This window comes from Acinetobacter sp. KH_038 (assembly GCF_057839405.1).
The window spans coordinates 3,062,024-3,087,528 of sequence record NZ_CM174489.1 but is presented as its reverse complement, the minus strand read 5'-3'; the positions used below and the strand labels follow the sequence as shown (position 1 = coordinate 3,087,528).

General features: G+C 36.8%; 23 protein-coding genes and 1 pseudogene. 14 read left to right on the top strand and 10 right to left on the bottom strand.

Going from position 1 to position 25,505, the window contains the following annotated elements:
- Positions 1–20: 20 nt before the first annotated feature.
- The 4 genes from AC3IT7_RS14660 to AC3IT7_RS14645 all read right to left on the bottom strand — a co-directional run bounded on the left by AC3IT7_RS14660 (position 21) and on the right by AC3IT7_RS14645 (position 3,076).
- Positions 21–266: a hypothetical protein gene (locus tag AC3IT7_RS14660; RefSeq protein ID WP_441368430.1), complete on the bottom strand. Its 246-nt coding sequence runs from the start codon at positions 264–266 to the stop codon at positions 21–23.
- Positions 267–281: 15 nt separating this feature from the next.
- The gene (locus AC3IT7_RS14655) at positions 282–824 is read right to left on the bottom strand and encodes a M23 family metallopeptidase (RefSeq protein ID WP_489248951.1); all 543 of its coding nucleotides are present in this window, start codon (positions 822–824) and stop codon (positions 282–284) included.
- A 69-nt stretch (positions 825–893) separates the two neighbouring features.
- Positions 894–1,922, bottom strand: coding sequence for an A/G-specific adenine glycosylase (mutY, locus tag AC3IT7_RS14650; protein WP_475654461.1), 1,029 nt, complete (start codon positions 1,920–1,922; stop codon positions 894–896).
- Between the two features lie 86 nt (positions 1,923–2,008).
- Positions 2,009–3,076: an RNA-guided endonuclease InsQ/TnpB family protein gene (locus AC3IT7_RS14645; protein WP_489248950.1), complete on the bottom strand. Its 1,068-nt coding sequence runs from the start codon at positions 3,074–3,076 to the stop codon at positions 2,009–2,011.
- A 177-nt stretch (positions 3,077–3,253) separates the two neighbouring features.
- Between AC3IT7_RS14645 and AC3IT7_RS14640 the strand changes: the two are divergent.
- A pseudogene (locus tag AC3IT7_RS14640) lies at positions 3,254–3,694 on the top strand (transposase); the annotation flags it as partial.
- A gap of 100 nt (positions 3,695–3,794) precedes the next feature.
- Here AC3IT7_RS14640 and AC3IT7_RS14635 read toward each other — a convergent pair.
- The 6 genes from AC3IT7_RS14635 to AC3IT7_RS14610 all read right to left on the bottom strand — a co-directional run bounded on the left by AC3IT7_RS14635 (position 3,795) and on the right by AC3IT7_RS14610 (position 10,443).
- Positions 3,795–4,154 carry an HIT family protein gene (locus AC3IT7_RS14635; protein ID WP_168386674.1) on the bottom strand — a complete coding sequence of 120 codons (360 nt, stop codon included), beginning with the start codon at positions 4,152–4,154 and terminating at the stop codon, positions 3,795–3,797.
- Between the two features lie 90 nt (positions 4,155–4,244).
- The gene (locus AC3IT7_RS14630; protein ID WP_475654462.1) at positions 4,245–4,979 is read right to left on the bottom strand and encodes a dienelactone hydrolase family protein; all 735 of its coding nucleotides are present in this window, start codon (positions 4,977–4,979) and stop codon (positions 4,245–4,247) included.
- A 164-nt stretch (positions 4,980–5,143) separates the two neighbouring features.
- Entirely contained in the window at positions 5,144–5,833 is a 690-nt protein-coding gene (gene bamJ, locus AC3IT7_RS14625; RefSeq protein ID WP_489248949.1) for a BamJ family beta-barrel-assembly machinery protein, read from the bottom strand.
- Positions 5,834–5,882: 49 nt separating this feature from the next.
- Positions 5,883–6,587: a BamJ family beta-barrel-assembly machinery protein gene (gene bamJ / locus AC3IT7_RS14620; RefSeq protein WP_489248948.1), complete on the bottom strand. Its 705-nt coding sequence runs from the start codon at positions 6,585–6,587 to the stop codon at positions 5,883–5,885.
- Between the two features lie 165 nt (positions 6,588–6,752).
- Positions 6,753–8,936, bottom strand: coding sequence for a polysaccharide biosynthesis tyrosine autokinase (locus AC3IT7_RS14615; protein ID WP_489248947.1), 2,184 nt, complete (start codon positions 8,934–8,936; stop codon positions 6,753–6,755).
- 430 nt (positions 8,937–9,366) lie between these two features.
- Positions 9,367–10,443: a polysaccharide biosynthesis/export family protein gene (locus AC3IT7_RS14610; protein WP_489248946.1), complete on the bottom strand. Its 1,077-nt coding sequence runs from the start codon at positions 10,441–10,443 to the stop codon at positions 9,367–9,369.
- Positions 10,444–11,171: 728 nt separating this feature from the next.
- Between AC3IT7_RS14610 and rfbB the strand changes: the two genes are divergently transcribed.
- From rfbB to AC3IT7_RS14545, 13 genes are all read left to right on the top strand, one after another.
- Complete coding sequence (gene rfbB, locus AC3IT7_RS14605) at positions 11,172–12,230, top strand: dTDP-glucose 4,6-dehydratase (protein WP_489250027.1); 1,059 nt, start codon at positions 11,172–11,174, stop codon at positions 12,228–12,230.
- The gene (rfbA, locus tag AC3IT7_RS14600) at positions 12,230–13,105 is read left to right on the top strand and encodes a glucose-1-phosphate thymidylyltransferase RfbA (RefSeq protein WP_489248945.1); all 876 of its coding nucleotides are present in this window, start codon (positions 12,230–12,232) and stop codon (positions 13,103–13,105) included. The genes rfbB and rfbA overlap by 1 nt, the downstream gene beginning before the upstream one ends.
- A 3-nt stretch (positions 13,106–13,108) precedes the next feature.
- A complete protein-coding gene (locus AC3IT7_RS14595) occupies positions 13,109–13,519 on the top strand; it encodes a sugar 3,4-ketoisomerase (protein ID WP_489248944.1) in 411 nt (136 codons plus the stop codon).
- Positions 13,520–13,589: 70 nt separating this feature from the next.
- Positions 13,590–14,681, top strand: a complete 1,092-nt coding sequence (locus AC3IT7_RS14590; RefSeq protein ID WP_489248943.1) for an acyltransferase family protein — start codon at positions 13,590–13,592, stop codon at positions 14,679–14,681.
- Between the two features lie 89 nt (positions 14,682–14,770).
- Positions 14,771–15,886, top strand: a complete 1,116-nt coding sequence (locus AC3IT7_RS14585) for a DegT/DnrJ/EryC1/StrS family aminotransferase (RefSeq protein ID WP_489248942.1) — start codon at positions 14,771–14,773, stop codon at positions 15,884–15,886.
- Complete coding sequence (locus AC3IT7_RS14580; protein WP_489248941.1) at positions 15,887–17,131, top strand: O-antigen translocase; 1,245 nt, start codon at positions 15,887–15,889, stop codon at positions 17,129–17,131.
- A gap of 12 nt (positions 17,132–17,143) precedes the next feature.
- Positions 17,144–18,040, top strand: a complete 897-nt coding sequence (locus AC3IT7_RS14575; protein WP_489248940.1) for a glycosyltransferase family 2 protein — start codon at positions 17,144–17,146, stop codon at positions 18,038–18,040.
- A 142-nt stretch (positions 18,041–18,182) separates the two neighbouring features.
- Complete coding sequence (locus AC3IT7_RS14570) at positions 18,183–19,325, top strand: O-antigen ligase family protein (RefSeq protein WP_489248939.1); 1,143 nt, start codon at positions 18,183–18,185, stop codon at positions 19,323–19,325.
- Between the two features lie 2 nt (positions 19,326–19,327).
- Positions 19,328–20,194, top strand: a complete 867-nt coding sequence (locus AC3IT7_RS14565; protein WP_489248938.1) for a glycosyltransferase family 2 protein — start codon at positions 19,328–19,330, stop codon at positions 20,192–20,194.
- Positions 20,194–21,348, top strand: a complete 1,155-nt coding sequence (locus AC3IT7_RS14560; RefSeq protein ID WP_489248937.1) for a glycosyltransferase family 4 protein — start codon at positions 20,194–20,196, stop codon at positions 21,346–21,348. The genes AC3IT7_RS14565 and AC3IT7_RS14560 overlap by 1 nt, the downstream gene beginning before the upstream one ends.
- 43 nt (positions 21,349–21,391) lie before the next feature.
- Positions 21,392–22,345, top strand: coding sequence for a GNAT family N-acetyltransferase (locus AC3IT7_RS14555; protein WP_489248936.1), 954 nt, complete (start codon positions 21,392–21,394; stop codon positions 22,343–22,345).
- Between the two features lie 343 nt (positions 22,346–22,688).
- Complete coding sequence (locus AC3IT7_RS14550) at positions 22,689–23,621, top strand: IS5 family transposase (protein ID WP_489248935.1); 933 nt, start codon at positions 22,689–22,691, stop codon at positions 23,619–23,621.
- A 943-nt stretch (positions 23,622–24,564) separates the two neighbouring features.
- Entirely contained in the window at positions 24,565–25,215 is a 651-nt protein-coding gene (locus AC3IT7_RS14545) for a sugar transferase (RefSeq protein ID WP_489250026.1), read from the top strand.
- The last annotated feature ends 290 nt before the right edge of the window (positions 25,216–25,505 follow it).

Sequence of the window (25,505 nt, the reverse complement as noted above, 5' to 3'; positions counted from 1 at the left end):
TGCTCCTTGTTTTTATTGTTTTATAATTTAAAAACAGTCCACTGATCCTGCTGATTGTCCCAGTACGACAGTTCAGCCTGATCCAGATCGCTAAATTGAATCCACATGTCTTTACCGGTTTTATCGGCATAACCGGTACTGATCAGCAAGGCTTCCTCGGTAATTTCCATCACCCAGCCCTGGTAGCTTTGACCATTCAGCACGATTTTTTGTTGATTGCCTGATTCAGCAAATTCCACCAGACGATTGATCAACGCTTCTGACATGTAAATATCCTAAAATTAACGTAAATAGGGATAGGGATTGACCACACCGCGACCCTTGCCCTGTAAATAAATTCCATAATGCAGATGTGGTGCAGTATGCCGGGCATTACCCGTATTGCCTACATAGCCGATCAGCTGGCCTTTTTTGACCGCATCACCTACTTTCAGGCCGCGCTTGTGCCCATCCAGATGCGCATAATAATGCCAAGAGCCGCCGGGGCCCAGAATCCAGACTACTTTACCACCCAAATTGTTATTGCGTAAATCTGCAATCAGACCTTCTGTGGCACTAAAGACTTTGGTTCCACGTGGAGCCATGATATCAATGCCTTCATGCAGGCGCCCGCGACTGCGCGACGCACCCCAGGTATCCTGTAATTCACGTGCCTGTACACGTGCCACCGGAATGGGCAGTGAAGAGGGCATACGCTTATTTTGCAGTTGCTGTACCAGTAGCGGATTTAACTGTGCAGAAGAGGGTTGCTTCGGTGTACTGCTACAGGCGGTCAGTAATATGGCAATCAAAGCCACCCAGGTCAAAGCAAGGTATTGGCGCACGCTATTCATCCTTAAATATTGGCAATGCTCATTCTGAGCTAATCGATTTTTTGCTTTGTCCAGACTATGTCATACATTTACCGCAGAGATCAATTTTTTCATTGCTGTCGGCAGACCGCAATCAATCGCGGTTTCTGGACGCATCCAGTTGCCTTGCAGTTCAATCGCCAGATGTTCCTGCTGATCCTGATCCACTACAAAAACGATTGCTTCAAGCTGCCAGGTGAAGTGGGTGAAACTGTGGCTGATCTGGACTTTTTTGAGGATATTTTTCAGGCCAAGCTGCTGACATTGCTGTTCGAATTCATGGGTATTTTCAATAATCGGCAAGCACCAGAGTCCGCCCCACAGGCCACTGTTGGGTCGTTGTTGCCAGAGCCATTCCTGACCGGACTGAATCAGCAGGACCTGTGCTGAGCGTACGGGTACCGGCTTTTTAGCCTTCTTGAACGGTAACTCATTTTCCAGACCCTGCTGATGCGCTTTGCAATGTTGCTGCATCGGACAATACAGGCACAGTGGCTTTTTCGGGGTACAGACTGTGGCCCCGAGATCCATAATCGCCTGGGTATAATCATGATTACGTTCAAGCGGACATAATTCTTCGGCCAGTTGCCATAAAGCACGTTCATGGATAGGTTTAGACAGGTCATCTTCAATCGCAAAGAAACGCGACAAGACCCGTTTCACATTGCCATCCATAATCACGCCGTATTGACGTAAACCCAGTGACATCAAGGCACCGGCAGTAGAATGGCCGATCCCCGGTAAAGCAATCCATTGTTCCAGTGTCTGTGGAAACTGTTGCTGTGCTGTCACCATGCCGGCAGCTTTGTGCAGGTTACGGGCGCGGGCATAATAGCCCAGTCCTGCCCAGTAAGGCGCCACTTCATCCCAAGAGGCAGTACCCAAATCCTGTACGGTCGGAAAACGCTGGATAAATCGTTCAAAATATTGCAGCACAGTTTTGACCTGGGTTTGCTGCAACATGATTTCAGAGACCCAGACTTTGTAGGGATCATCTGCCACCTGCCAAGGCAAGTCATGACGACCATGCACATCAAACCATTCTAACAAGGCATCTGAAAATACAAACATGGATAAATAGCAACCGAATAAGCAACTGCTATTATAGCGGAATCAGCAGATATGAAATGTGAAAAGTAGTTGACATCTTCTCCCCCTCAAAAGAGGGAGATTCCTACCGCTAGACGCTTATGTCCAAGCGCAAGAATGTTCTTTGCAGCATTAATGTCCCTGTTGTTCGAACTTAGACATTTTTTATTGCTGCACTGCCATTCTCTTATTCGCAAATCTGTTCTACCCTTCGGACTACTTGCAGTGATTTCACCGCAGCTCGAACAGATTTGGGTTGTGAATCTCTCACTCACTTCTTCAAACAATACCCCTGCGTTCTCGCATTTATACTTGAGCATTGTTTTGAGTGCCGAAAAGCCGGTATCTAAAACAGATTTTGCCATTTTAGTTGTTACAAGTTTCTTCGCACTTAAATCACCAACAACAATCAGTGCATTTTCTTTCACAAGCATAGTGCTAGCTTTATGCAAATGGTCTTTACGACAATTCGCTATCTTGGAGTGTAATGTACGGACACGTTTCTTATTTCTTGCTCGTTGAGCAATACCTAATTTTTGTTCATAACTTCGATAGAATTTAGGATTAGAGATCACTGTACCATCGGAACAGGTGGCAACATCCTTTAAGCCTAGATCAATGCCAATCGCTTTGGTGGCTTTGGATTTCTCAGCTTTAGGACTATCCACCACAAGGCACACATACCAACGCCCACGGCTATCTTCTACAAATGAGCCTGTCTTAACCGTGTATTTGCTTAAGCCGTAGCTATCCCATAATTTGAATTGTTGTTTGCCATACTGCATCCAACCATCAGCATACTTGATTGCTGCCTTTTTAAAGGGTATCCATCCAAGCGATCTTCTTGCTGATTGCTTATTGCTGACACGCCATTTCAACTTTGCTTTTTTGAACTGTTTTCTTCGGAGGACTAATTCTTCTGTCACAGCCTGAATGGTTTGGCTGTGAAGATTGCATTCTTTAGATGCGCCTTTGGTGTATTTGGCAATATCATAGGCACTAAGAAATTCCCCTTTTCTTTTTAAATGCTTAAACCCCAAATCATTAACATAATTCCAGACAAAGTTCACCTCAGATGCTAACTGTTCGAGCACCTTGCTGTGTTTGTCTTTTATGCGTAATTTAAGGGTTTTCATGCATTTATTTTAACAATAGTATTTTGATTAAGGAACAGTAAAACTATTCACTACGACATGCTATGTCGTATGGCTTAGAGCCTATATAGAATAAATTTTCCTCATTTTTGGTAGTTCGAAAAAGATTTTTATAAAATATTCGTATGAGAAAACCATATTCCAGCGACATTAGTCGAACGAGATAAAGGCTATGACGCTGGTAAAAAAATTTCAAGGATTAAAAGACATATTCTTGTTGATACTCCAGGTCTCCCATATGAAATATTTCTTACAACAGCAGATGAAACGGATCGTCAAGGTGCACTAGATGCTGTAGGATTAAATAAGCAGACTTTACAGAGTATGGAGGTTGTACTTGATGATGATGATGGTTATGCCGGCCACCCTTTTGCCTTAGTTATTGAAAGTTTAATTGAAGTTCGAGTTGAGGTAGCAAAACGGAGTGAATTACATAAATTTTCAGTCATTCCACAACACTGGGTTATTGAAAGATCGTTTGCTTGGTTAGAAAAGTGCAGAAGGGTGTGGAAAAACTGTAAAAGATACTTAAATATGAGTCTTCAATTCATTAATTTAGCCTTTTTAAGCCTTCTTTTGTGTAGAAAATATTCTGGATAGGCTCTTACGCCAGTCGCTTATATTCTCGCGCTGAACCACGAGGTTTTACGCTCCAATTGATAAACGCTCCGAAGAGCATTTATTCAATCACAGTCAGGATTTAGTCGCTAATACCCCAGCGTTCATCCAGCTTCAGCGCCTTGCCTTTATAACGCGGAATAATATGAATATGCAGATGTTCTACCTTTTCCTGAAACACCTCACCATCAATAAAGCCGACATGAAAACCGGCAGGCTGGTAACGTAATTGCAATTCATTGCGCGCCTGTTCCAGTAAAGACATCAGGCTTTTACGTTCTTTATCGGTTACTTCGAAAAATGAAGCCACATGTCGTAGTGGAATGATCACACAGTGACCTTCGGATAATGAATTCGGTTCAGGCAGCACCACACCATAATCATTTTTGGCAATGACGTCATATTCGTCATAGTTGCAGTAGGGGCAGTTGGTTTCAGCCATAATCAGCATTCTCCTCTGGTAGGATTTATCGTTCTTTTCTTCAATGAGTATCTGAACTACTTGGCTTGGTCGCCAGTCGAGCAGTTGTATTTAAGCCAGATGACGTTCAAGTAAAGCATACATTGCCGTCAGGCTTTTTTGTTCGGCTTCGGCATTGTAACCAAGATCCACACCATTGGCTTTGGCCCGTTCATCGGCGAGCGGGTTGCTAAAGCCATGTTTGGCATCTTCAAATACGATCACTTCATGCTCGACTTTGGCGGCATGCATTTCTTCACGGAAGCTGGCGACATCATCCAGCGTTACCATACTGTCCAGCTCGCCATGCAGCACTAAAATTTCTGCCTGTACCTGACCTTCCTGAGCCGGTGCTTTTGGAGACAGGTTGGCATGGAAAGTGGCAACTGCTTTTAAAGGTGCATTGGCACGTGCCAGATCCAGTACCACTTTGCCACCATAGCAGAAACCAATCGCTGCAAGTTTCTCTGCATTGACTTCATCCTGGGCTGCCAAGGTATTCAGAGCTGCTGTAGCGCGATTCACGATGGTATCCGGATCTTCAAACGTCTGCATCATCCACTGGTAGGCCTGATCAGAATGGGTGGTTACTTTTTTGTCACCATACATGTCAATCGCCAAGGCCGCATAACCATGTTCTGCAAGTTCACGAGCACGTTGTTCGGTATATTCATTACGACCCCACCATTCTGGTGCGACCAGCACGCCTGCAACGGGCGCATCTGTTTCTGGAGCGGCAAAATAACCAATCAATGTGCTGCCATCCGGCGCAGTATAATGAATTTCGCGAGTCTTAATTGCTGCCATGCTGACATCCTCTATTCTTGTTGAATCGTTTAATTAAAATATAACATAGCAAAACTGTTCTGAATGTGACATGAAAACATTCGATTAATTTATTCTTCATCTGCATAAAAAAGAGAGGCCGCTATCGCGCCTCTCAAATAGAATATTAAAAAAAATAGTATTGATTACTTAATAATTTCCAGTAATTCCACATCAAAAATTAGGGTACTGTTTGGCTCAATCACATCACCTGAACCAATCTGTCCATAGGCCAGTTCTGCAGGAATAAAAAAGCGGTATTTGGCCCCCTCTTTCATCAGCTGCAAGCCTTCGGTCCAGCCGGTAATCACCTGGGTGGTACGAAATACCACGGGCTGGTTACGGGCAATTGAACTGTCGAAAACCGTACCATCGATCAAGCGACCTTCATAATGCACGCGGACATTGCTATCGGCTTTTGGCGATTTGCCTTTACCTTCCTGAAGAATCTGATATTGCAGGCCGGATTTAGTAGTTTTTATCCCCGGTTTTTTTGCATTTTCAGCCAGAAAAGCCTGACCGATTTTGGCATTTTCATCAGCCTGCTGCTTTAGCGTAATCAGTTCTTTGGCTTCAGCCTGACGCTTAAATTGGGTCAAGACCCGGGCCATGTCTTCTTCACTTAAAGTGGATTGTTTGCCTGCTGCTGCAGCTTTTAAGCCAGCACTAAATGCATCCAGATCAATACCTTGCAAGGACTCGGCATTACTTTTTCCCATCAGATAACCAAAGCTGTAACCCACCTGTTCGGCTTCCGGGCTTTTATTGGTGACATCTTTGGCAAACAGACTGCTAGAACTTAGCAATAAAACCATCAAGCTTATTTGTATTTTCATGATTTATTCTCAAAATAAAGGAGAGCGCCTTGCTCTCCTTTGTCGTGGATTATTTTACTTCAATGAGTTCCACATCAAAAATCAAAGTACTGTGTGGAGGAATGGTTCCTGGCACGCCCTGTTCACCATAGCCCAGTTGCGAAGGGATATACAGGGTCGCTTTACCGCCTTCTTTCATCAGTTGCAGACCTTCAGTCCAGCCTGGAATAACCTGGTTGAGTGGGAACTCAATCGGCTCGCCACGTTCAACTGAACTGTCAAATACCGTACCATCGACCAGTTTGCCGGTGTAATGGACTTTCACAACTGAAGAGGCAGCTGGCTGTTTGCCGGTACCTTCCTTGGTAACGATATATTGCAGGCCAGAAGCTGTGGTTTTCACTCCGGCTTTTTTCGCATTCTCTGTCAGGAAACTATCGCTAGATGCTTGAGCTTGCTTTGAATCTTCGACTTGCTTTTGCTGCATGTCTTTCTGGAACTGCTCATAAGCCGCTTGTAATTCTTCTTCAGTATAGGCGGGTTCTGTGCGGGCATGACCTTCGCGAACACCAGTAACGAAACTGTTGATATCCAGTTCTGGTGGAGTTTGATGAGCCACTTCATAACCGAGAGCATAGCTGATTTTAGAAACAGCAGAGGCATCTTTAGATGCTTTTGTAGTTTGAGCTGCTGGGTTTTGAGTTGCATAGTAAACAGGTACTAGCGCGGCACCGCCTAGAAGAACAGCGACAGCAATCGGTAAGGCCTTGCTCATGTATTATTCCAATCTAATGTTATCGTTGAGGTTCATTCCATCTTAGCAGAAAATTTTGGGAAATCTTGCAGAATGGGTGGTTTTTTAGCAAGCGAACATTGTAGTTTGGTAGAGCCTTCGAGAAATAAAAAAACCAGCAATTGCTGGTTTTTTTATTAAACAGGATCAACTGGCTTTTGTTCTGGTTTTATAACTATAAGTATAATCATAGCTATAACTTCCGCCGGCTGAACGCTGGATATCATTCAGGATTAAGCCATTTACGGCACTTCCGGCTTGTTTAAAACGGTTCACTGTAAGTGCCAATTCCTTCATTTGTGTTTTTGCATAGCGAGCTACGACCAGGTTGAGTCCGACATATCGGGATACGATGATTGCATCCGTGACTGCCAGGACAGGAGGAGTATCTATAATGATATGATCATAATGTGGCGTCAGCTGTTGGAGTAATTCCTGGAATCGAACTGAATTGAGAAGTTCAGATGGATTGTCTGGATTTTCACCACAGGTGATGACACTAAGGTTGGCTACATTGGTGCTTTGTACCATCTGGTCCAGGCTAATTTGCTCATTCAGGTATTCGGTTAATCCATACTGATTATCCAGATTAAAATATTTGTGGATATGACCACGACGCAAATCCGCATCAATAATCAACACACGTTTATTTTTTTCAGCCATGATGACCGCAAGGTTACTAGCAACAAATGATTTTCCAACTCTGGGTGCTGGACCTGAGATCATGATGATGTTGTTTTTCGCCTGAGACAGGGCAAAATGACTTGCGGTACGTATGCTGCGCAAGCTTTCGATCGCCATATCATCACTATGCTTAAGGGCCAATAAGAAAGGGATTTTTTTCTTTTTCAGTAGTTTTAGTCCCGGTTTCTGTACAGGCGAGTGTGCAATATTGGCATAGACAGGAAGATCTAGCTGGTATTCTATTTGGCTGCTATCTTTCACTCCAGAGCGCAGCATATTGCGGAATAATGCCACTATAATTCCCAAGAAAGCACCGAACCAGAAGGCTAGGAATAGAATCAATGGCTGTTTCTGTTTAATGACATCAATCGGTTCAAGGGCAGTGTCAATAACATGTACATTACCAATTTCACCTGCTTTGGCAATGCGCAGCTGTTGGTAGGAATTTACCAGATTGGTATATAGTTGCTGTTTGACTTCGACTTCACGAGACAGCTGCAAATACTGGCGTTGTATTTCTGGAAGATTTTTAAGTGTGGTATTGAGCTCACGAATCTTACCATTAATCACCCGAAGCTGAGCAGTAATCTCCCGCATGGCTGGATGGAGTGCTGCGTATTTTGCGCCTATTTCTGCCTGTCTCTGTTCCAGTAGCACCCGTTGTGTTTCTAGGGTAATACTCTGATTTAGATACAATTCTGATTCTTTGGTGATGTCAACCGTATTATGTTGTTGACGGAATTTGTTAAAGACCTGTTCTGCATTGTCAAGTTGGGTTCTTAAAACCGGTAACTGATCATCCAGAAATGCGAGGGTTTGAGCAGTTTCTGTCGAACGGCGTGTAATATTATTCTGGCTATAAACTGTCAGAATAGTATTTAGGACTTTAGTGATGTGCTGTTTGTCATGACCTTGATAGCGAAGCTGCAAGATCCCGCTCAGTTCGCCTTTTTCTACAATTGAATAATTGGCAAGAATAGAGTCTATCGCTGAGGGTAAAGAGAGCTTCTGTACCTTGTAACTGCTGTCGAGCTGATCCTGACTAAAGATCGCGATTTTCCAGTTGCCCTGCGCAGCTTTAAATTGTGTGGGCTGGTTAACTGCACCCTGAAATATAATTTCTTCTGTGGCAGGATTGATCAGGCTAAACCTCTGTTGTTGAAATTTTAGCAACAGATTTTTATCCAGATAGGCATCAGGAACTTCAAATTGTCGAATATCAAAGCTTTTTTGGCCATCCTTGAAGCGTACAGTTTCAGGCTGATATTCGGTTTGATAATTTATCCCCTGAAATAGCCGTTTGACAAAGGTGTCTTCAGTGCTGGCAATTTGTAGATCCAGATTCAAACGATCAATGACTGATTCAAGGATATGACGTGATTTTAACACCTCAACTTCAGCATTCGACGAAGACATTTGCCCAATAATACTTGAAAGGCTACCTAATAAAGCCGCTGAAGCACCTCTACTTTCTTCGACCTGAACGATGGCATCTACCTTATAGTTAATCGTGGCAGTACGTAAATACAGTAGCACTGCAATCACGCTGAGCAAGGCACATAAGAGGATCAGTTTCCATTGCGCAAACAAGGAAAAGAGCACCCCTTTTAGGTCAATCATATTTTCGGTATTGTTATTTTTGTTCATAATTTTGCTTTCTAAAAGTTTAATAGTGATTTTTCCAGTCAATGATGGAGCATTGCATCAAATTACGGCGCTTCATCAAAGACCTGCTGTCCCTGCGAGAATGGATCCCAAATATGCTGGCTTTAAGTCCTTTCATGAAAAATCTAGTCTGGTGAATCCAGATATTTTTATTATGATCAGGATCAGGCTATTTTATTAAATCTGCCCCATATTCAGTGTTGAACTCTATGGAGTTGCAGGCGAATCCCATGGTGTTATATAAAAAATAGTATTTTGTTATCAGTTATATATATTACTTTAACCTCCCTCACTTATAGATTTAATCTACAAGTACAGGCAGATTGTGCTAATACGTATTCAGTCATTAAGCGATAGTCGATATTTCCAGAACACATCCCCAGAATATTTTTTATTTTCATAGCTGAGTTACCTATCGTATAGCTGAATCAGCGACATATGAAAATGGAAGAATCTGGCTAATCACACGTTCCCATCGGGTCAGACCTGTGGCATCAACATAAACAATATCATTGCTACGCATTTTGAACTGTTTAGCCAGGCCAAAATCTCCAAGATTTTTTAGACTTAAATGATATATTTCAGTCATTTGATTGTGTGGATTGCCACGTAAGATATAGATGCGGCTCGCACTGGCTGAATAGGGGTTAATGCCTTCACTTTCACCTAGTACATCTGCCAGGGTCATCCCTTGATCACGTATAGGCAAAGGTTTATTGGTGCCTGCTTCACCCATAACATAAATCTTCTGGTTTTCACGAGGACTGATATAAAGGGTGTCATCAGGTTGAATCAGAAGCTTATGCAAGGAATATCCAGCTCTTTCCAGTGCGATTGTATTCAGGTCATAGGTCACCCCCTGACGCACAAGTTGGATCGAAGTCGAGTCACCTTGCTCATTAATGCCACCCGCCAAACCTAGCGCCGTATAAACGCTGACTGGTTGATCAGACAAATAAAATTGCCCCGCCGATTTCACATTACCTACCACTGAATAGCGCTGTCCTTGATAGGAAATGACTCTCACCACCACATCCGGGCTGTTCAGGTAGGGAATTAATTGACGTCGTACTTCCTGATTTACTTGCGGAAGGGTTTTTCCTGCTGCTTTATAACGGCCAATGAATGGAAAATGGATATAGCCATTTCGGTCAATTTGATAGCCGTTATTATTATCACTAGCTGTAGGAACGGCACTGATTTCAGGATAGGCCCATAATTGAAAGGATAAAATATCACCTGGATTCAAACGGTAATCCTGCACCTCGGTTTGAAATAAAGCAGCATAATGACCGGGATTATGGGTCTGGGCAGACTGCAAGACAGGTAAGGTGTTCTGATTCAACTGCACCAGATTGACAGGAGTTCCCAGTTCAGTTTGATAGATTCCCTCTTTGGGTAAATCATATGTTTGAAAGCCGGATAATGCTGCACATCCGGCTAGAGATAGGCTTAAGGTAAAAATACCTAAAAGGTGTCTATAGTTCACTTGAAACCCCTTTATTTTTATATATTCAGAATTGGTATTTATTAATAGTTATTAATTTTTTGAATTCGAGTTATGTGATTAACATCTAAAAAATATAATAGATCACATTTCTTGTCTATAGCTATTTTTAAGTCAATTTAATAAGTTTGCACAAAGACACGGCAAAAATATAGATGAAAATGGGGGTGAAACTTTGATTCAATAGGCTATCTGGATACACAAAATTGTTTAATTTGTAAAACCAGGATTAATTGTTTCCAATTGTTATTTTTGAATAAGTAAGTTAGATAAAAAACACAAATAGAGAGGATATTGTTAATGCTAAAAAGTATTTTCATATAATTTTTACTTAATCTAGAGTTTTTTTAGATTGTTGATTTTAAATAGTATTTAAATGATTTTTAGGAAAATATAATTTTATGAAAATAAAATAACCTATTGTTAATTAAAATAATAATATAAAATTTTTGATGAATATTAAATTAATATTGATCAAAAGTTTTTCAGAATATTTAGAGATAAATACGATCAGTAAATCTATAAAAAGTTAAAAATACCGATAAAATGTAACTACATTTAAGAGCTTGCTTTTTTATAAGTGGTTTATGTAATAAAATTAATATATCGTATGAATAAATCAATAAAAACAGATGTGCCATAAGGCAACAGTAAATTGAAAATAATTTGTGAAAAATAAAATAAAAATAGTAAAGGATACTAAAATGACAATAAAAATATTGGTAACCGGTGGGGCGGGTTTTATTGGGTCTGCTGTCATCCGGCATATGATTAAAGAGACTGAAAATCATGTTTTAAATGTTGATAAGTTAACTTATGCAGGCAACTTGGACTCATTGATTTCTATCTCAGATCATCCCCGTTATCAATTTTCTGAAACGGATATTTGTGACTATGGATCTTTAACGCAATTATTTTCAGAATTTGAGCCTGATGTGGTCATGCATTTGGCTGCAGAGTCTCATGTGGATCGTTCAATCGATGGGCCCGCCGAATTTATCACTACCAATATTGTGGGTACCTATACCTTATTAGAAGTTGCACGCAAGTACTGGCAAAATTTAACTGAAATTAAAAAAGCTAAATTCAAATTTCATCATATTTCAACAGATGAGGTCTATGGGGACCTGGAAGGCACAACCAATCTATTTACTGAAACTACTGCTTATTGCCCAAGTTCACCTTACTCGGCAAGTAAGGCCAGCGCAGATCATCTGGTCCGAGCCTGGCATCGAACCTATGGTCTGCCGGTGCTTGTCACCAATTGTTCCAATAATTATGGTCCTTATCATTTTCCTGAAAAGCTGATTCCACTGGTTATTTTGAATGCTTTGGAAGAAAAATCCTTACCTGTTTATGGCAATGGCCAGCAGATCCGGGATTGGCTTTTTGTAGAAGACCATGCCTGTGCTTTATATCAGGTTGCGACCAAAGGCAGGGTGGGCGAAACCTATAATATTGGTGGACATAATGAAAAGCAGAATATCGATGTGGTTAAAACTATTTGTAATATTTTAGATGAACTCCAGCCACGACAGAATGGAAAAAGTTATGAAAGCTTGATTACTCTTGTGAAAGATCGACCTGGACATGATGTGCGTTATGCCATTGATGCCTCAAAAATAGAGCGGGAACTGGGATGGAAGCCACAGGAATCATTCGAGACTGGTATTCGTAAAACTGTGCAGTGGTATCTGGATAATCTGGAATGGTGTCGTCGGGTTCAGGATGGTTCTTATCAGCGTGAACGCTTAGGGGAGGCGGTATAATGTCAAGTACAACCAAGGGAATTATTTTAGCCGGTGGGTCGGGCACACGCCTGCATCCGATTACAAAGGGAATCTCCAAACAGCTACTTCCGATTTATGACAAACCAATGGTCTATTACCCGTTATCTGTATTGATGTTGGCCGGTATCCGTGAAGTTCTGGTTATCAGTACCCCGGAAGATATTGAGGGATTTAAGCGCTTATTAGGGGATGGTTCCCAATTTGGCATGCAGCTGAGTTATGCAATACAACCCTGTCCAGATGGTTTGGCGCAAGCCTTTATTCTGGGTGAAGAATTTATTGGGCAAAGCAATGTGTGTCTGGTGCTGGGCGATAATATTTTTTATGGGCAAGGTTTTACCCCCATGCTACGCCAGGCGGCAGAACGTCAGAAGGGAGCAACTGTTTTTGGTTATCAGGTTAAAGACCCCGAACGTTTTGGTGTGGTGGAATTTGATCAACATCAACGTGCTATTTCAATAGAAGAAAAACCCAAAAATCCTAAATCAAATTTTGCTGTGACAGGTCTTTATTTTTACGATAATGAGGTGATTCAAATTGCCAAACAGGTAAAACCGTCTGAGCGGGGTGAATTGGAAATTACCTCGATTAATCAAGCTTATCTGGAGCGTGGTGATTTAAATGTTGAATTGCTAGGGCGTGGCTTTGCCTGGTTGGATACGGGTACACAGGGCAGTCTGCTTGAGGCTGCTCAGTTTGTGGAAACCCTGGAAAAACGTCAAGGTTATAAAGTTGCCTGTCTAGAAGAAATTGCAATGAATAATGGCTGGCTAAGCAAAGAACAAGTGTTAGCCATTGGCCAAACGATGAGTAAAAATGGATATGGCCAATATCTGATTTCTTTAGCAGGTTAAATTATGAATCTAATCGAATGGGTTGAACTGCCGAATCTGGGAGATCATCGTGGCAGTCTGGTGGTCGCTGAAGCCAATCGAAATATCCCTTTTAGTATACAGCGACTCTATTATATTTTTGCTGCTCAGCCGGATGTTCCTCGTGGTTTTCATGCGCATAAGGAACTTCAACAAATTGCATTTAGTATTCAAGGCAGCTGTAAAATATTAATGGATAACGGTAAAGAAAAACAAAAAGTATTACTCGACCAGTCCAGTCAAGGGGTAAAAATTCCGCCAATGGTTTGGCATGAGATGCATGAATTTTCAGCAGATTGTATATTGTTGGTGCTGGCCAGCGATTATTATGATGAAAGTGACTACATTCGTAATTATCAGCAGTTTTTAAAAGAAGTAGAGAAAGATTTTATCTAATAAATAGTCAGCTCATACAATTATAAAATAGAATTTTTAGATAATAATAAATATAAAGGAGAGGTATGAAATGATAAAGCCACTTACATCATTGCGTATGTTTTTCGCTCTTTTTGTTTTTCTGAGCCATTTGGCTTTTCTCAAAAATGACACTCATTATGCAAATATATTTAACAGTATTTTTGATGAGGGTTTTTTAGGGGTGAGTTTTTTCTTTATATTGAGCGGATTTATTCTAGCCTATAATTATAAGGAGAAAATTTTAACAGGAAATATTTCAAAAAAAGAGTTTTATATTTCTCGCTTGGTAAGAATATATCCGGTTCATATTGCTATGACAGCATTGGTGCTTCTACTGACTTACTTGCGCTCAGAAACAGGATGGGAATACTTAATTCAACACATTTTTCTGATACAAAGTTTCTTTCTAGAAGAAAATGTTCATTTTTCATTGAATTCACCCTCCTGGAGTATTTCTGATGAAATGTTTTTTTATCTGCTTTTCCCATTTTTGTTTTTAATTTCTGAAAAAATAAGAGTTTATATTTTTATTTTATATCTTGTCGGTATTTTTCTTTTAAATATTCAGCTTGATACAAATCAGGGCCACTATTGGTTATATATCTCGCCATTGATACGTTTTTCTGATTTTTTACTTGGTATTATTCTGTTCGATTTTTATGAAAAAATAAAATTCTATTATTCTCAAATCAATATACCTACTTTTGTATTTGAATTAGGCGCAATTTTACTTTTTGTCTTATTCTTTGTGTTTCATAGCAAAATAGATATCAGTTATAGATATTCAATGTATTACTGGTTGCCTATGGCTGCAATTATTCTTGTTTTCGCATTGTCTTATGTGGTTAAAGAAAAAAGTATTATTACCCGGTTTTTATCAAATAAATATATGGTTCTAGCTGGGGAAATCAGTTTTTCTTTTTATTTGCTGCATGTTCTGGAGATACAGGTTTTAAATTATATTAAAAATATACTTTCCGTTAATATGGATTTGATGTTGTTTTCTATCATTGTATTTCTTGTAACTCTATTAGCTAGCTTGTTAATGTATAAATATATTGAAAAGCCTTTAAATAGAAAAATAAAGAAATTCTTATTAGAGCCAAGTTTAAAGACTAAGAGTTATGAACTGAAAGAATAGCTTTTGGTTTTACTTAATTTAATTAATATTTATATTTAGTAAATATGAAACTAAAAAATAGATAATAAATTTTATATGAGATTATAAGAATGATTCCTTTTCTTGATCTAAAAGCGATAAATGCGCAATACCGTGACCAGCTTATAGCAGCTTGTACCCGGGTCATTGATTCCGGTTGGTATATCTGTGGCAAAGAACTAGAAGATTTTGAGCGAAATTTTGCAAATTATTGTGGCACAAAATATGCCATAGGGGTTGCCAATGGATTGGATGCTTTGACTCTGACCCTGCGTGCATGGAGGGAACTGGGTAAACTGAATGAAGGCGATGAAGTACTTGTGCCTGCAAATACCTATATTGCAAGTATTTTAGCTATTACCGAGAATAATTTACAGCCAGTATTGATTGAACCGGATATCAATAGTTTTAATCTTGATCCTGAAAAAATAGAAGCAGCGATTACAACCAGAACTAGAGTGATTGTTCCTGTTCATTTATATGGACAACTTGCAGCAATGCCAGAAATTATGGCAATTGCTAAGAAATATAATTTACTGGTCTTGGAGGACTCAGCACAGGCTCATGGTGCCGAAATTGAAGCTAAAAAAGCAGGAAACTGGGGTGATGCTTCAGGTTTTAGTTTTTACCCAGGTAAAAATTTAGGTGCATTGGGGGATGCCGGTGCGATTACGACCAATGATACTGAGTTAGCTCATATGCTTACAGCTCTACGTAACTATGGCTCACATGAAAAATATAAAAATCTGGTAGCTGGAGTGAATAGTCGCCTGGATGAAATTCAGGCGGCGATGCTGAATGTAAAACTGAAATTTTTAGATCAGGAGACTCAGCATCGTCGTCAAATTGCAGATTTATATTTGAAAGAAATCCGGAATCCATTAATTGAGTTACCACTCAAAAATAAAGATACGCGGGCCTATACTCAACATGTCTGGCATCTATTTGTGATCCGGACCAGACATCGGCAAGAGTTACAAAAATATTTGGTAGAGCATGAGATACAAACGCTTATTCATTATCCGATTCCACCTCATAAGCAGAAAGCCTATAAGGAATGGAATGATTTAAGGTTGCCAATTTCAGAACAACTACATGCGGAGGTCTTGAGCCTGCCGATAGGACCTGCTTTGTCCATGGATGAAGCAAAGCGAGTTGTTCAATTATGTAATGGTTTTCAAACATAGATGAATTTATTTAAGACCAGTGTACTCAATGGCGTGGCAGTCTTAATTAAGACCATAACCATGTTCGTACTGAATAAAATTCTGGCTGTCTATCTCGGGCCAACCGGATATGCGGCTATAGGTCAATTTCAAAATTTTATTCAGCTAGTGACGAGCTTTGCTGGTAGTGCAATTAATACGGCAGTTGTCAAATATACTGCCGAATATCATGAAGATGAAAGTAAACAACGCGCAATTTGGAAAACAGCAGGCAGTATCGTTTTACTATTAAGCTTGATTTTTACATGTGTAATACTAATTTTTCAAAAACAACTTTCAATCTATATATTTCAGTCACTTAAGTATCAAAATGTTTTTATCTGGTTTGCCATTTTTCTATTATTTTTTAATTTAAATACATTATTTTTAGCCATATTGAATGGTAAAAAAGAAATATTAAAACTGGTACTGGCTAATATTGCAGGGAGTTTGTTTGCCTTAGTGATTACGGCTGTCTTGGCAATTCAACTGCATTTGTACGGAGCCTTAATCGCACTTTCTATATATCAGTCCATTGCTTTTATAGTGACTTTATCCCTGTGTTATAAGGCAGATTGGTTTAAATTTTCATATCTGTTTGGAAGAATAGACTCAGAAATTACTAAAAAGCTTGCTTCTTTTCTTTTAATGGCATTGGTTAGCGCGATCTGTGTACCTTTGTCACAAATGCTAATCCGAGCATATTTGACCCAAGAATTTGGTTTAGCTTATGCGGGCTATTGGGAAGCCATGATCCGTTTGAGTGCCGCATATTTAATGTTAGCTACAACTACATTAGGAGTTTATTACTTACCTAGGTTTTCAGAGTTAAATAATATTAATGAAATTAAAAATGAAGTCTATCTCGGTTATAAATTTATTTTCCCACTGGCTATTGCAGGGGGAATGAGCATTTTTATATTGCGTGAATGGATTATTAAGTTATTGTTTAGTCCATCTTTCGCACCTATGCAGAATTTGTTCTTTTGGCAAATGATGGGTGATGCATTAAAAATAGGAAGCTGGATATTGGCTTATTTGATGATCAGTAAGGCAATGATCAAACTGTATATTTTAACTGAAATTATATCCACCTTATCCTTGATTAGTTTGACCTATATATGTACTAAAATATCTGGATTTGAAGGTGTATCCATTGCTCATCTTATTAATTATGGAATGTACTGGATCGTAATCAGTTTATTTGTATTTAAACAATTAAAATAAGAGAGACCTAACATGCAGAAAAGTGAACAGGCTTTAGTTTCTATAATAATACCAAGTTATAATCATGAAAAATTCATCTGTGATAGTATAAAAAGCGTAATTGAACAGTCTTATCAGAATATTGAGCTTATTATTATTGATGATGGATCTACGGACTCTTCAGTAGAAAAAATACAGGAACTGATTTCTTTATGTAAAAAACGATTTGTCCGGTTCGAGTTTAGGCATCGGGAAAATAAGGGCTTGAGTGCAACCCTGAATGAAGCATTGGAATGGGCACAGGGAAAATATTTTTCTTCTCTTGCATCTGATGATATAATTTTAAAAGATAAAATAAAAATACAAACTGAATTTTTAAATCATAATAAAAATTGTATTGCAGTATTTGGAGGAGTGTCAGTTATTGATAATGATTCTAATTTTATAAAAGATAGAATTAAAAGACAGAAAAGTTATACTTTTGACCAGATTTTATTGTTAGAACACGACTTACCAGCCACTACACAACTAATTCGAACAAAATCTCTAAAACAGATAGGTGGTTATAACGCCGAGGTAAAAATTGAAGATTGGTATATGTGGTTGCTTTTAGCACAACAAGGCGAATTATGTTACCTTCCTGTCCTTTTTGCTAAATATAGGTTGCATGATAACAATATGCATAAACAGACTTCTCTTATGCATGATTCAAGAATCATGATTTTAAATAAGTACCAAAATCATCTTTTATTTAATAAAGCCAAAAAAAGAGTTCTATGGATAAATGCATTTGAATGGGGATTATTATCTAAAAAGAAATCTTTAGAAAAAATGTTAAGAATTTTGAAAGAGTATCCTTCTGAAATTTTGACATATGATTTTTTAAGATTTTTTTACTGGTTGCTCATTAAAAAAATTAATGAAAAATAAATTTTATTAGTATTATTGATTTTATATAAAGAAAAACATCTTTAAATAATCTAAAGAAAAAAATAATAAATTTAATAATATAAAATATTAATAAGATCTTTTGCTCTTAATGGTGCATTGGAGAATATAAAAGGAATAGATGATGATTATTTTAAATGAAAGTAATTCAAAGGATAACATTATTTTTTTAAGTGATATTGATATAAAAGATAAAGCCATTATATATTTTATATTATTTTCATTTTTTTTATCGCAGTTTTATTTTTGGTCTAGTGGTGTCCCGCAGTTTAGTCACATTTTTATTATGGGGGCACTTCTATTATTTTTTAGTAAAAAATCTAAAATAAATATTGAGTATTCAAGCATAATGTTATTTTTTGTAGGGTATGCAATCATTGTAAATTTTGCATGGTATTTGATAGTGCTAGACTCTAGTTATATGATGTCTACTGTTTACTGGATATTTAATTTATTGTTTTTCTTGTTAATGACAAACTTGACTCAAGTCCAAGTTAACTTTTTCTATGAAAAGCTGTTATTTCTTATTCCTATTTCTTATATTGTAGGGTTCATTATCTGGGCAATTGACTTAGGTCGTTATGATTTTGAGCCACGATATAATGGCCTTTTTAATGATCCTAATCAGATGGCATTCTGGATCCTAAGTACTTGTGCAATATATATATATATATCTAAAAACAACTTTAAAAAAATATTTGTTTATTTCTTGGCCCTGTTTTTGATTTTGTTGACCATGTCAAGATCAGCATCAATTGGTTTTTTGATGTTAACTCTAGGATTTATTTTTAGTCAAAAAGGGGACCTTAATAAAAGGATATTGGTGTTTTTTGGAACATTAGTATGCTTTAGTCTCTTAGGTTACTTTTTATATATATTAGGGGTTTTTGACAGTGTTGTATTGAGATTTGTAGAAGGACTCGATCAGAGAAATAGCCAAGTAGAAGGACGCGGTCTTCTTAATTTCCTTGATTATCCTCAATATTTAATTTTTGGTGCCGGACAGGGTGCCCATTGGTTATATAACCCTGCAGATAATGAAATTCATTCAACCTGGTTAGGGATCCTATTTTATTACGGAATTATAGGTATAAGTTTATTTTTAATATTCTTATACCAGATATTCAGGAATTTATCATTTTCAAACAAGATGATATTTTTAGGACCAATGTTATATGGGTTTACTACCTATAGTGCAAGAACGATTATTTTTTGGTTTTTATTAGCTGCTTTTTTACTATTTTCAAATAATAATAAGGAAGAATAAATATGTATATTTCTATAGGAATTCCATTTTTTAATGCTGAAAAATACCTGGAAGATGCGATCAAATCAGTACTAGCCCAAACTTTTCAAAACTGGGAGCTAATATTGGTAGATGATGGATCAACAGATCGATCTCTAGAAATAGCTCGATCATTTGCTGATCCCCGAATTCGCATCATTTCTGACGGTTTTAATAGAAGACTACCTTATCGCTTAAACCAGATTATTAAGGAAGCAAAGTACGACTTTATTGCCCGCATGGATGCTGATGACTTAATGGCAGTAAATCGTCTTGAAAAACAGATAAAAGTCTTACATGAAAATCCTGATATTGATTTAGTTGTTACTAGTCTGTATTCGATTGGGAATAAAAATGAAATTTTAGGAAAAAGAATTTTTTCCAATCATAGAATGCAACCTAAAGAAATTTTACAAGGTTTGACAAATTTATTACATGCTTCACTGCTGGCACGTAAGGAGTGGTGTCAAAGAAATCCTTATCAGGAAACTAATTGCTTAGCTGAAGATTATGAATTATGGCTTTTAGCAGCTATAAAAAGTGATTTAAACTATATAGTTATGCAAGAACCCTTATATTTTTACCGAGAAATAGAAAATGTAAAAAAAGAGAAAATGATCCGTGGTTATAATACCCAAATAGAATTAATTAAAAAATATTATAATAATATTATATCTGATCTCGATAAGAATAAGATTGTTTTGAAATTTGAAATAAAAAAAGTAATTGTAAAAATATTAAGTTTTTTGAATCTAATGAAAATTTTAAATAAGCGTAGGATGACTGCTATTTCTGAAGAAGATAGAAATTTTTATACTTTACAATTAGAAATTATAGGACGATTAAAATAATGATAACTAAAAAAATTGCCATTATAGGTTCTACTGCTTATAACCTTTATAATTTTCGTAAAGATTTTATTTCCACGTGTTTAGAGCATGGTCATCAGGTTTATGCTTTTGTATCAGAATATGATGATCAATGGTTAGATATAATTAGAGGTTTAGGAGCTATTCCTATTACCTATCACCTTAGTCGAGGAGGAGTTAACCCATTATCTGATCTGTATTCTATTTTTCAGCTTATAAATAAAATTAGGGAAATTCAACCAGACATTGTCTTTTCATATTCAACCAAGCCAGTTATTTATGCAACTTTGGCGGCATATAAAACCAAGGTTCCTTATATCTATGGCATGATTGAAGGCTTAGGTTCTCCCTTTACCATTCATAAACATGGGCAAAATATTAAAACTAAGTTAATCCGATTCATACAAATCTCTCTATATAGACTGGCATTTCCATATTTGGATAAAATTATATTCTTAAATCATGCAGATCCTAAAGACTTAGTACATCACTATAGTCTTCCTCATAAAAAAGATGCTATTGAAGTTTTAGGACCTATTGGACTTAATTTACAGGATTTCAGCTATAAAAAATGGGATAATCAAAAAAACATATCTTTTATTTTTGTAGCTCGATTAATCGCTGAAAAGGGCATATTTGAGTATTTAGAAGCAGCTAAGATAGTTAAAAAAAAATATCCTGAAGTAATATTTAAGATCATAGGTTGCTTAGATAGAGAAAACCCTACAGGACTAAAACAGAAGGAATTAAAACGATTAATATATGAAGATATTATAGAGTATGATGGATTTGTCAAAGATGTAGCTCATCGAATATGTGAGAGCGCAGTTTTTGTATTACCCTCTTATTATCGTGAGGGTATACCTCGTAGTACACAAGAAGCGATGGCCATCGGGCGTCCAGTGATTACTACTGATGTACCGGGTTGTAATGAGACTGTGGTAGATGGTGTGACTGGTTTTCTGATTCCAAAATGGAATGTAACAGCATTAGCAGATAAAATGGTTTATTTTATAGAGCATCCCGAGCAAGTGAATAAAATGGGGTATCAAGGATATTTATATGCTAAAAAAAATTTTAATGCAGATTTAATTAATCATAAACTATTACAAATGTTAGAAATTACGAAATCCTAAGATTTTATTTATAGAATAATAAATTATAATAAAGGTAATTATAGTGAAAGAAGCTGTATGTTTTAAAATAAAAAAATATGAATACTTAGATAAAGATGAATGGAATAATTTTTTATTGAATTGTAAAAATTATCATTTTATGTTTAATCGGGATTTTATAGAATATCATTCTGACCGATTTGAAGACTTTTCTTTAATATTTAAAGATGATAAAGATAAAATTATGGCTTTATTGCCAGGAAATATTAAAGATAATATTTTTTATAGTCATCAAGGTCTGACATTTGGTGGTTTTTTGATTGATAGGAGTTGCCGTGCTATTGATATGTTAAGTATTTTTTCTGAATTAAAATCTTTTTTAAAAGAGAAAGATATTAAAAAAATTATATATAAATGTATCCCGAGTATTTATCATAATTATCCTGCTCAAGAGGATTTATATGCTTTATTCCTAAATGAAGCAAGTCTCTACCGTAGAGATATTAGTGCTTCTATTGATTTACAAGAAGATTTTTCTTATTCGAAATCTAAAAAATGGTCAATTAATAAAGCAAAAAAATCTGGTTTAACTTATGAAGAAGTCGAACAGCCAAGCATTGTTTGGGAGGTTATTCGTAGAGTTTTACATCAACATCATAATCAAAAGCCAGTTCATAATGAGGCAGAAATAGATTTATTAAAAAGTAGATTTCCTAATAATATAAGGTCTTATAAATGTTGTTTTAAAGGTCACATTGTTGCAGCTGCAGTGACGTTTGAAACTGAGAAAGTAGTTCATTTACAGTATTTAGCGTCTAATGATAAGGGGAGAGAAGAAAGAGCTTTAGACCTTCTAATTGATTTTTTAATCAATAAAAGTATGAAGTCCGCTAAGATCTTTGATTTCGGTATCTCAAATGAAAAAGAAGGAAAGTTTTTAAACACGGGATTGATTAATCAAAAAGAAAGTTTTGGCGCCCGTGCAATTGTACATGATTTTTATAGTATAGATTTATAAGGCTTGGTGCATGACTAAACCAGCCTAGGTTTGAGGGGCTTATTCATTCGTACCATGATTTGATTATGCATCAATGAATGACTCAGCGGGTCGAAATCAAATTATTTTCGGGGAAATCAATTATTACTATTTTTATTGAATTCGCTGGACTGACTTTTATTATTTATATTCTTAGACTGGACAAAACCGGTTAATAAGCTATATCTAGGCTTTTCTAGATCACAGAGAAATGGCCTATAGCCTTAGCAGAAAAAACGCGACATTTATAGATTAGTTATTAGCAAACAACGGCTTTGTTGCACAAACCTATCTGTAAAGGCTTTTTCAGCGATATAATTTTCAAATGAAGAAGCCTACACACAAAATCTACCGCACAACCAATTGGCCCGCATATAACCGAGCACTCATGAGTCGCGGAAATATTGCCATTTGGTTTGATCCTGCTACGCAATGGTATGCGCCATCAAAAGGCAAACAAGGGCGAAATCAAACCTACTCCGACGCAGCCATCCAATGCTGCTTAATGATTAAATCCTTATTCCGTCTGTCTTTACGTATGGTTACTGGCTTTGTGCAAAGTCTGATTAAACTTTGCGGATTAAATTGGATAGCTCCAGATTACACCACGCTTTGTAGAAGACAAAAGCATATTGATATTGCAATCAGCTACCAAAAAAGTAGCGATGGGCTGCATCTACTCATGGACTCTATAGGCATGAAGTTTCTAGGTGAGGGCGAATGGAAGCGCAAGAAACATGGATCTGAATATCGTCGCCAATGGCGTAAACTTCATATTGGTATAGATGCTAAAACCCTACAAATACGAGCAGTTCAGCTCACAACCAATAATGTCAGTGATTCAGAGGTGCTTGGTGATTTACTTAATCAGATTCCACAAGATGAGCAGATTGACTCTGTTTATACCGATGGAGCTTATGACACCAAGCAATGCCGTCAGGTCATTGCAGATCGGCAAGCGCATGCGGTGATTCCACCTAGAAAAAATGCGAAACCATGGAAAGATACAAAGAGTAGCTCGCTAGAGCGAAATGAATTACTTCGAACAATTAAACGTTTAGGCAGGACACTATGGAAAAAATGGTCAGGCTATCATCGGCGAAGTTTGGTTGAAACTAAGATGCATTGCATCAAATTATTAGGAGATAAACTCAGTGCAAGGAGTTTTGATAGCCAAGTGAATGAGATCCATGTACGTGTAGCAGTCCTTAACAGATTTACGGAATTAGGTCGACCACTTACCCAAGTTACGCCTTAAATTTGGCTCAATTAGGGGCGCTTTGCATTTCAAATCTTTGTGCAACAAAGCCGCAAACAACTATAGATGTGGTTGGACTTTAAATCCTGTCAAACTGGATTCGTAATTAGACTTATAGAAACCTTCGCATAGATATTCCTACCCAGAATTGAGATGAATCACTCATAGCTTGCTCTAATCTTGGGGATATAATCCAAATTTTTTAATAATTTTAAAGATTTATGTTTAGATGATATGCATTGAATAAGATTATGGACGTTGATGGTTCGATTCATGCACGAAAGGTTTTTGTGTTTTTTATCACGAAATAAAAAATTAGATCACATTTTGTCACATTTTTTTTAGTGTGAGCTATGTCGTATTTAGTCATTAATATTTTCCTTGATTAATAATACTTTTCTTTATTCTTTATAAGTATTCAGGATAAATTTATGAATAGCTTCGATTATATAAGTTTCCGGTTTTTATGAAAATTTTTTAAAAATTTAATTGTATTATTAAGTAATCTTTCACTAACACGGCATAGAATAAAAATAAGAATAAAAAAAATATTATTATCGGGTTATTTTTGCTTTATTTAATAGTTTATCTTCTAAAAAAAATTTTTTATTTTTAAAATCAAACAGCCTTGCTATGATTATGAAAAATAGACATATTGAGGTGTTTATTAATGATTGCAGAAAAAGAGAAAAATAATATTAAAAGAAATAAAGAAAGTAGTATTTTAATATATAAGTCTTTAATTAATGGAAGAAATAAAAAATTTTTTAAAATAGAATTTATAAATGAGGGGCGATATAAAAATAAAATAATACAATTTTCGTTAAAAAAAGAAAAGTTTGGCGAAATGGATAAAAAAAAATCTGGGTATGTTATGAGTAAAGATAATTCATTTTTTAAATTTTTTTTCATACCTCAGGGGTATTTTTATTCTGTAGCCGATATATTTTCTAAGCGAAAATTTTCTAAAAGACTATTGGATATAGTAATTGCTTTTACAGTATTACTTATATTATTTCCTGTTTTTATTATTCTTGCTTATAAGGTGAGAAAAAATTTAGGTTCGCCTATTTTCTTTTATCAGGAGAGACCTGGTAAAGATGGTCGGTTATTTAAAATGATTAAATTTCGATCTATGCGAAATGCAGTGGATCAGGAGGGTAATCCTTTACCTGATAAATTTCGTATTACTGCATTTGGGCAAAAGTTACGTTCTACCAGTTTAGATGAAATGCCACAGCTAATTAATGTATTAAAAGGTGATATGAGTATTGTTGGACCTCGTCCTCAAATGAAAGAATTTCTGGAACATTATACAGATGAACAAATGCGACGCCATGAAGTTAAACCTGGTATGACTGGGCTTGCTCAAGTTAGTGGGCGTAATAATTTATCTTGGGAAGAAAAATTTGCCTTAGATGTGCAATATGTTAAACGCCATACTATTTGGCTGGATTTCAAAATTATGTTTAAAACAGCTAAAGTGATGTTGAGTCAAGAGGGAATTAATGCTCCAGATCAAGAAGTTGGCGCTGCACGCTTTTCAGGTAAAAACGTGCCTGAAACTCCTTTATTTACAAAGGAGGTAAAATAATATGTCTGAAATCAAGCCTTATTATTAATCTAGGATAGCTCATTAATTAAGCCAATTTATCCTATTACGTGCCAATACAATACTACTGCTTCAGCTTGGGACAGTTTTCATTAGATGTCTTGGCTGATAAAGGTATCGGCATGTTCATACAGATGACTTTCGCTAGTATCATCAGTTGGCTTTTAATTATATAAATTGGATTAACTAATTGATTTTTAAAATTACAGACTCTATCCATGAGTTCAAATTTGTCTTAATGATAAGCCTGTAGCCTATGACACTATTTTGTC

What these genes read in the sequence shown, in the direction of transcription:
- AC3IT7_RS14660 (WP_441368430.1), bottom strand. Translation starts at nt 266, where the DNA reads ATGTCAGAAGCGTTGATCAATCGTCTGGTGGAATTTGCTGAATCAGGC.
- mutY (WP_475654461.1), bottom strand. Translation starts at nt 1,922, where the DNA reads ATGTTTGTATTTTCAGATGCCTTGTTAGAATGGTTTGATGTGCATGGT.
- AC3IT7_RS14645 (WP_489248950.1), bottom strand. Translation starts at nt 3,076, where the DNA reads ATGAAAACCCTTAAATTACGCATAAAAGACAAACACAGCAAGGTGCTC.
- AC3IT7_RS14635 (WP_168386674.1), bottom strand. Translation starts at nt 4,154, where the DNA reads ATGGCTGAAACCAACTGCCCCTACTGCAACTATGACGAATATGACGTC.
- AC3IT7_RS14630 (WP_475654462.1), bottom strand. Translation starts at nt 4,979, where the DNA reads ATGGCAGCAATTAAGACTCGCGAAATTCATTATACTGCGCCGGATGGC.
- bamJ (WP_489248949.1), bottom strand. Translation starts at nt 5,833, where the DNA reads ATGAAAATACAAATAAGCTTGATGGTTTTATTGCTAAGTTCTAGCAGT.
- bamJ (WP_489248948.1), bottom strand. Translation starts at nt 6,587, where the DNA reads ATGAGCAAGGCCTTACCGATTGCTGTCGCTGTTCTTCTAGGCGGTGCC.
- AC3IT7_RS14615 (WP_489248947.1), bottom strand. Translation starts at nt 8,936, where the DNA reads ATGAACAAAAATAACAATACCGAAAATATGATTGACCTAAAAGGGGTG.
- rfbA (WP_489248945.1), top strand. Translation starts at nt 12,230, where the DNA reads ATGTCAAGTACAACCAAGGGAATTATTTTAGCCGGTGGGTCGGGCACA.
- AC3IT7_RS14595 (WP_489248944.1), top strand. Translation starts at nt 13,109, where the DNA reads ATGAATCTAATCGAATGGGTTGAACTGCCGAATCTGGGAGATCATCGT.
- AC3IT7_RS14590 (WP_489248943.1), top strand. Translation starts at nt 13,590, where the DNA reads ATGATAAAGCCACTTACATCATTGCGTATGTTTTTCGCTCTTTTTGTT.
- AC3IT7_RS14585 (WP_489248942.1), top strand. Translation starts at nt 14,771, where the DNA reads ATGATTCCTTTTCTTGATCTAAAAGCGATAAATGCGCAATACCGTGAC.
- AC3IT7_RS14580 (WP_489248941.1), top strand. Translation starts at nt 15,887, where the DNA reads ATGAATTTATTTAAGACCAGTGTACTCAATGGCGTGGCAGTCTTAATT.
- AC3IT7_RS14575 (WP_489248940.1), top strand. Translation starts at nt 17,144, where the DNA reads ATGCAGAAAAGTGAACAGGCTTTAGTTTCTATAATAATACCAAGTTAT.
- AC3IT7_RS14570 (WP_489248939.1), top strand. Translation starts at nt 18,183, where the DNA reads ATGATTATTTTAAATGAAAGTAATTCAAAGGATAACATTATTTTTTTA.
- AC3IT7_RS14565 (WP_489248938.1), top strand. Translation starts at nt 19,328, where the DNA reads ATGTATATTTCTATAGGAATTCCATTTTTTAATGCTGAAAAATACCTG.
- AC3IT7_RS14560 (WP_489248937.1), top strand. Translation starts at nt 20,194, where the DNA reads ATGATAACTAAAAAAATTGCCATTATAGGTTCTACTGCTTATAACCTT.
- AC3IT7_RS14550 (WP_489248935.1), top strand. Translation starts at nt 22,689, where the DNA reads ATGAAGAAGCCTACACACAAAATCTACCGCACAACCAATTGGCCCGCA.